Consider the following 6038-nt stretch of genomic DNA (forward strand, 5'->3'; position numbering starts at 1 on the left):
GCCGTGCCCACCGGGGTGAAGGTATTCAACTGGGTGGCCACCATGTTCCGCGGTGCCATGACCTTTGAAACTCCGATGCTGTTCGCGGTGGCCTTCGTCATCCTGTTTACCATCGGCGGCTTCTCAGGCCTGATGCTGGCCATAGCCCCGGCGGATTTCCAGTACCACGACACCTACTTTGTGGTGGCGCACTTCCATTATGTGCTGGTGCCCGGTGCGATTTTCTCGATCACCGCCGGCGTTTACTACTGGCTGCCCAAATGGTGTGGCCGGATGTACAACGAAACCATGGGTAAGACCCACTTCTGGCTGGCGTTTATCGGCCTGAACCTGACATTCTTCCCCATGCATTTCTCCGGTCTGGCGGGTATGCCGCGGCGGATTCCGGATTACCACATGATGTTTGCCGACTGGAACATGATCTCCTCCGTGGGCGCCTTCCTGTTCGGTGCGGCACAGGTGTTGTTCCTGTACATCGTGGTATCCACCATCCTGCGCGGCAAGCCGGCGACCGCCAAAGTGTGGGATAACCCGGAAGGTCTGGAGTGGACGCTGCCGTCACCGGCGCCGTACCACACCTTCAGCACGCCGCCGGAAATCAAGTAAACGGCATCATCAAGGGGGCATGGTATGAAATGGCTTTTCCCCAATAACCCGACCGCCGCACTCAGCGCGAAGCTGGGTGTGACGGTGGTGGGCATGTTCGTCTTTGCCATCTGGATCATGCCACCCCTGTACGATGCCTTCTGTGAAGTAACGGGCCTGAATGGCAAAACCGGTGGTCGCTACGAGGCGACCGATTCCGGCATTGATACCAGCCGGACCATCAAGGTCCAGTTTGTGTCCACCAACAATGAAGGTATGCCCTGGGAGTTCAAGCCAGCGGTGCGCACGGTGACGGTTCACCCCGGTGAGCAGAAGCGGATCGACTATCTGGCGCGCAATCCGACCGACAAGGCCATGGTCGGTCAGGCGATTCCCAGCCTGGTGCCCTTCAAAGCGACCAATTATTTCCACAAGACCGAGTGCTTCTGCTTCGAGCAGCAGCCCTTGGAGGCAGGAGCGTCGGCGGAGCTGCCGATGTTTTTTATTGTCGACCGGGACATCCCGAAGCACATCAACACCATCACCCTGTCCTACACCTTGTTTGATGTCACGGACCGGTTTAGTGATGACCACAATGACTTGGCTAGTTTGAAACAATAAAAACGAGCGCGGAGTAATCGATATGGCGACAAGCGAAGGAACTTATTACGTACCGGAACAGAGCCGGTTGCCCATCTGGGCCAGCTTTGGTCTGTTTTTAACGGTTTTCGGTGCCGCACACTGGATGAACGGCAATGCGCAAGGCCCCTATGTGTTTTTGGCGGGTGGGCTGGTGTTCGCCTTTGTGTTGTGGAACTGGTTCGGTTCGGTGATCAATGAAAATATGGCCGGGCTGAACAGTGCCCAACTCAAGCGCTCCTATGTGTGGGGGATGAGTTGGTTCATTTTCAGCGAGGTGATGTTCTTTGCCGCGTTCTTTGGGGCGCTCTTCTATGTGCGTAACCTGGCGCTGCCCTGGCTCAGCGGTGAAGGCAATAACGCCGCCACCAACGAGTTTCTCTGGAATGGCTTCGAAGCCGCCTGGCCGCTGATGACCACACCGGATATGGCGGTGAACGGCGATGCGGCTTCAGTGCGCGGCCCCGAGCAGAACATGAGCTTTTCCGAGGCCGGTTCACTCTGGACCTGGCTGCCGTTCTGGAACACCGTGCTGCTGTTGACCTCAAGTGTGACGGTACACTTCGCGCACAGCGCCATCAAAAACAATGCCCGCAAAGCGTTCAACTGGTGGCTCGGCGGCACCATCGTGTTGGCGATCGCCTTCCTGATTCTGCAGGTTGAAGAATACGTTCACGCCTACACCGCCATGGGGTTGACACTGGATTCCGGCATTTACGGCACCACCTTCTTCATGCTCACCGGCTTCCACGGCATGCACGTCTTCCTGGGGACCTTCATGTTGGCGGTCATGTGGTTCCGCTCGGTGCTTAAAGGTCATTTCAAACCGGATGATAACTTCGGTTTTGAGGCCGCCAGTTGGTACTGGCACTTTGTCGACGTGGTCTGGGTCGGTCTGTTCTTCGCGGTCTATATCTTCGGTTGATGACACACCCCGGCTCGCGTCTTAAAGACGCGAGTCCCAGGGAGCTGAGCTGGTCAGAATGCCGCTGTAGAAACCGTAGAAAACACACAGCATCATCACACTGGCCAGCACGATACGAATGCCCAGGGCGTAAAGCGTCCGTTTGGATTCCGGGACCCCGGCGTCCTTGAGCAGAAAGCGCAGGCCGCTGGTGAGGCTGACCAGAACGCCGACAAACAGCACCAGGATAATGATTTTAAGCCACATAAAAATGCCTGTTGTTAAGCGGGTTGAGTGGTAAATTGTATTAGAACGGCAGCTCCCTCCACTGAGCGTCGGTGAGAGCTCCCCGAGGTATCCAGTGTGAACTCCCAGCCAACGTCCGCCGCGTCACAGTGTAGCACTGCCTTCCACTGGAAAGTCACGCTGCTGTGCCTGCTGACCTTTCCCGTTCTGATGGCGCTCGGCTTCTGGCAACTGGATCGCGCCGAACAGAAGCGGGCCCGGGAAGCCGCCCTGGATGCGGTGCGCACTCAGCCGCCGGCGACCCTGCCCGGCACCGACCTGGCCGCAATCGAAGAACAGCGCCGGTTGTTGCTGCAGGGACACTACCTGACCGGGCGCAACTGGCTACTGGACAATCGCCAGCGCGACGGCCAAGTGGGCTACGAAGTCATTACGCCCTTTGAGTTGAGTGACGGGCGGATCCTGTTGGTCAATCGGGGTTGGGTCGCGGCGGGCGAGCGCCGAGCCGATCGCCCCGACCCGCCAGCGCCGGAAGGGGAGCACACCCTGTTCGCCCGCTGGCAGGCGTCCAGTGACCATCCGCTGCTCGACGGTCGCACAGCGGATGCCGGCTGGCCCAAAGTAATTGTCGCTATCGATCCAGAGGCCATGGCCGAGGCGTTTGAGTCGCCGGTGCTGGACCATTACGCCAGACTGGATGACGGCAGCCCGGGTGCCCTGATTACCGGGTGGCAGGACCTGGAAGTGAGCGCTGCCAAACACCTCGGTTATGCGGTGCAGTGGTTTGCCATGGCGGCCGCCGTGGTAATCTGGTTGTTTGTGACCCTCATGGGCCTGCGCAAACGCAGGCGTACAACAACAGCGAACTCCGCAGAATGCGGTAGCGGGAGTAGCCCTAATGACTGATCAAGATCCGAACGAACGCCAGCGCCGATTCAAGCGTCGGGGCCAGATCACCGCCATTGGTTTGATAACGGTGGTGGCGCTGCCCATGCTGATTGCCTACGTGCTGTTCCAGACCGGTGTCGGCATCCCGGACGGGCAGGTCAATCAGGGCGAGTTGCTGGACCCACCCCAGCGGTTTACCCAGTGGCAGCCAGAGACCCTGGCGGGCGAAGCCTGGACGCTGGACCCGGAACAGAAACGGTGGCGCTACGTGATCCCGGTGGACGCGGAGTGCGGTGAGCGCTGCCAAGCCAATCTGTACCTGACCCGTCAGGTACACGTTCGTCTGGCGGATAAAGCCTATCGGGTCAAACGCATCATTCTGCCGGTCGGCGGGGAGCCTTCGGACGCACTGTTGGAGCAGTGGCGGGAGGAGCATCCGGGCACCGAGGTGCTGCGCCCCGAGGAAGCCACCATGATGGCATCACTGGCGGACACCAACCTGCCGGGTAACCCGGTGAGCGAAGGCCGGTATTTTCTGATGGATCAGGAAGGCTTTGTGATGATGGCCTATGGCCCCGATCACACCGGTAACCAATTACTGAAAGACATCAAGCGCTTGCTGCGCTACTCCTACGAAGATTGATGGTCCGAGGAGACTGAATCGTGGCGCCAATAAAAAATCAACAAAAACACGGCTATCGCTGGGCCCTCTTTGCCGCCGCTCTCTGCGCGGTGGTGGTGGTTCTGGGGGCATTCACCCGGCTGGTGGATGCCGGCCTGGGCTGCCCGGACTGGCCCGGGTGTTATGGTCATCTGACCTGGCCGAGCTCGGACGAGCATGTCGCCAGGGCCGAGGCCCTGTTCCCCGAAGCGCCGGTCGAGCACGATAAAACCTGGCCGGAAATGGTGCACCGGTATTTTGCCGGTACCCTCGGGTTGGTGATTCTGGGGATCACCCTGGCCACCTGGCGCTTCGCCGCCCGGGCGCCGGCCATGAACTATCCGCGTTGGCACGCTACCGGTCTGCTGGCCCTGGTGGTTGTGCAGGCCGCTTTCGGCATGTGGACCGTTACCCTCAAGCTCTGGCCGCAGGTAGTGACCGCTCACCTGCTCGGCGGCTTTGCCACCTTCAGTCTGCTCTGGTTGCTGGCGCTGCGCCTGCAGAACCGCCCCTGGAGCCTGTCCAGCAACAGTTATCGGCGCTTGGTTGGGTTGCGCCCGCTGATCTGGCTGGCGCTGATGGTTGTGGTCATGCAGATTGCCCTGGGGGGCTGGACCAGCTCCAATTATGCCGCCCTGGCCTGCACCGATTTTCCCACCTGCCACGGCGAGTGGTGGCCCGATACCGACTTTGTGCGGGGCTTCAATTTCGCCCAGAGTGTCGGCCCCAACTACTTGGGCGGTCTGCTCGAAGGTGATGCCCGCACCGCGATTCATTTGACCCACCGCATCGGCGCCCTGGTGGTGACCCTGGTGCTGCTGGTGCTGTTGTATCGCCTGTGGCAGGTGCCACTGAGTCGCGCGCGGCGTTTGGCCGGTGTGATCGGCCTGCTGCTGGTGGTGCAAGTCACGCTGGGCATTACTAACGTGCTGGCGTCACTGCCGCTGTCGGTAGCGGTTGCCCACAACGGGGTCGGTGCGTTACTGTTGCTGGGCTTGGTGACTCTGGCTCACCGGAGTTATTCGGCGATACGAATCTAGGGGTATAAAAAGCAGGAATCCCATGGCGAAAATAATTGATAACACGCGCACGTCCGGATCCAGCATGAGCTGGCGAGATTATTACGAGCTGTGCAAGCCCAATGTGGTGTTGCTGATGATCCTGACGTCGGTCATCGGCATGCTGTTGGCCGTGCCCGGTATGGTGCCGTTGGATGTGCTGCTGATCGGCAATCTGGGTATCGCGCTGTGCGCCGGTTCTGCCGCCGCCGTGAATCACTTGGTGGATCGCCATGTGGACCAGAAAATGGCCCGCACGTTTAACCGCCCCGTGGCCAAGGGCCGGGTCGAGCCCCTGCAGGCGGCGATGTTCGCCCTAGTCATTGGCAGCCTGGGTCTGGCGCTGCTGGTGGTGTTCATCAACACCCTGACTGCCGTGCTCACCCTGGTGTCGCTGTTGGGCTACGCCGTGGTCTACACCCTGTTTCTCAAGCGCGCTACCCCCCAGAATATTGTCATCGGTGGTATCGCCGGTGCCGCGCCCCCTCTGCTGGGCTGGACGGCGGTGACCGGTGAAATTCACGGTCATGCGCTGCTGCTGGTCCTGATCATTTTTGCCTGGACGCCCCCGCATTTCTGGGCCCTGGCGGTGCACCGCAAAGACGAGTACGCCAAGGCGGACATTCCCATGCTCCCGGTGACCCACGGCGAGCAGTACACCAAACTGCACATCCTGCTGTACACCGTGATCCTGGTGCTGGTGACCATGCTGCCCTATATCACCGGCATGCTGAACTGGCTGTACCTGCTCGGCGCCCTGGTGCTCGGAGCGGGTTTCCTCTACTGGTCCCTGGCATTGATGTTCAGCAAAAAGCCCTCGGTGGGGATGGATACCTTCAAGTACTCCATCGTCTACCTGATGGCGCTGTTTGTGGTGATGCTGCTGGACCACTACCTGCTGCCCGTGCCGACCGACTATCTGCGCCTCTGACCAATCCCTGATGTACCGGAGTCAAGCCCGTGAGTGACACTGCCCCCAACCCCGACCATCGCCGCGCTCGACAGCAGCGCGGTATCCGCCGCACCGTGGCTATTCTGGTTGCCGTCGTGGCGGTGG

Annotated in this window: 8 protein-coding genes; 7 read left to right on the plus strand and 1 reads right to left on the minus strand. The window is 60.2% G+C overall.

Annotated features, from left to right (window positions below):
- The 3 genes from B3187_RS00560 to B3187_RS00570 all read left to right on the plus strand — a co-directional run.
- On the plus strand, positions 1 to 606 hold a 606-nt coding region (locus B3187_RS00560; RefSeq protein WP_286804175.1), incomplete at its 5' end, for a cbb3-type cytochrome c oxidase subunit I.
- A 24-nt stretch (positions 607 to 630) separates the two neighbouring features.
- Positions 631 to 1206, plus strand: coding sequence for a cytochrome c oxidase assembly protein (locus B3187_RS00565; protein ID WP_286804176.1), 576 nt, complete (start codon positions 631 to 633; stop codon positions 1204 to 1206).
- A 22-nt stretch (positions 1207 to 1228) separates the two neighbouring features.
- A complete protein-coding gene (locus tag B3187_RS00570) occupies positions 1229 to 2149 on the plus strand; it encodes a cytochrome c oxidase subunit 3 (protein WP_286804177.1) in 921 nt (306 codons plus the stop codon).
- Positions 2150 to 2170: 21 nt separating this feature from the next.
- Here the strand turns inward: B3187_RS00570 and B3187_RS00575 are convergent, their stop codons facing one another.
- A complete protein-coding gene (locus tag B3187_RS00575) occupies positions 2171 to 2395 on the minus strand; it encodes a DUF2909 domain-containing protein (protein ID WP_024461881.1) in 225 nt (74 codons plus the stop codon).
- A 96-nt stretch (positions 2396 to 2491) separates the two neighbouring features.
- Here B3187_RS00575 and B3187_RS00580 point away from each other — a divergent pair, with 96 nt between their 5' ends.
- Genes B3187_RS00580 through cyoE form a run of 4 tightly spaced genes read left to right on the plus strand, consistent with a single transcriptional unit; the run spans position 2492 to position 5912 of the window.
- Positions 2492 to 3280 (plus strand): SURF1 family protein, encoded by a 789-nt coding sequence (locus tag B3187_RS00580; protein WP_286804178.1) that lies wholly within the window; start codon positions 2492 to 2494, stop codon positions 3278 to 3280.
- Complete coding sequence (locus B3187_RS00585; protein ID WP_286804179.1) at positions 3273 to 3905, plus strand: hypothetical protein; 633 nt, start codon at positions 3273 to 3275, stop codon at positions 3903 to 3905. The genes B3187_RS00580 and B3187_RS00585 overlap by 8 nt, the downstream gene beginning before the upstream one ends.
- 20 nt (positions 3906 to 3925) lie before the next feature.
- Positions 3926 to 4963: a COX15/CtaA family protein gene (locus B3187_RS00590; RefSeq protein WP_339618225.1), complete on the plus strand. Its 1038-nt coding sequence runs from the start codon at positions 3926 to 3928 to the stop codon at positions 4961 to 4963.
- Positions 4964 to 4985: 22 nt separating this feature from the next.
- Positions 4986 to 5912, plus strand: a complete 927-nt coding sequence (gene cyoE, locus B3187_RS00595) for a heme o synthase (RefSeq protein ID WP_286804180.1) — start codon at positions 4986 to 4988, stop codon at positions 5910 to 5912.
- Positions 5913 to 6038: the final 126 nt, after the last annotated feature.

The sequence above is a fragment of the Marinimicrobium sp. UBA4209 genome, from assembly GCF_002381585.1.
GTDB classification, from domain to species: Bacteria; Pseudomonadota; Gammaproteobacteria; order Pseudomonadales; family Cellvibrionaceae; genus Marinimicrobium; species Marinimicrobium koreense.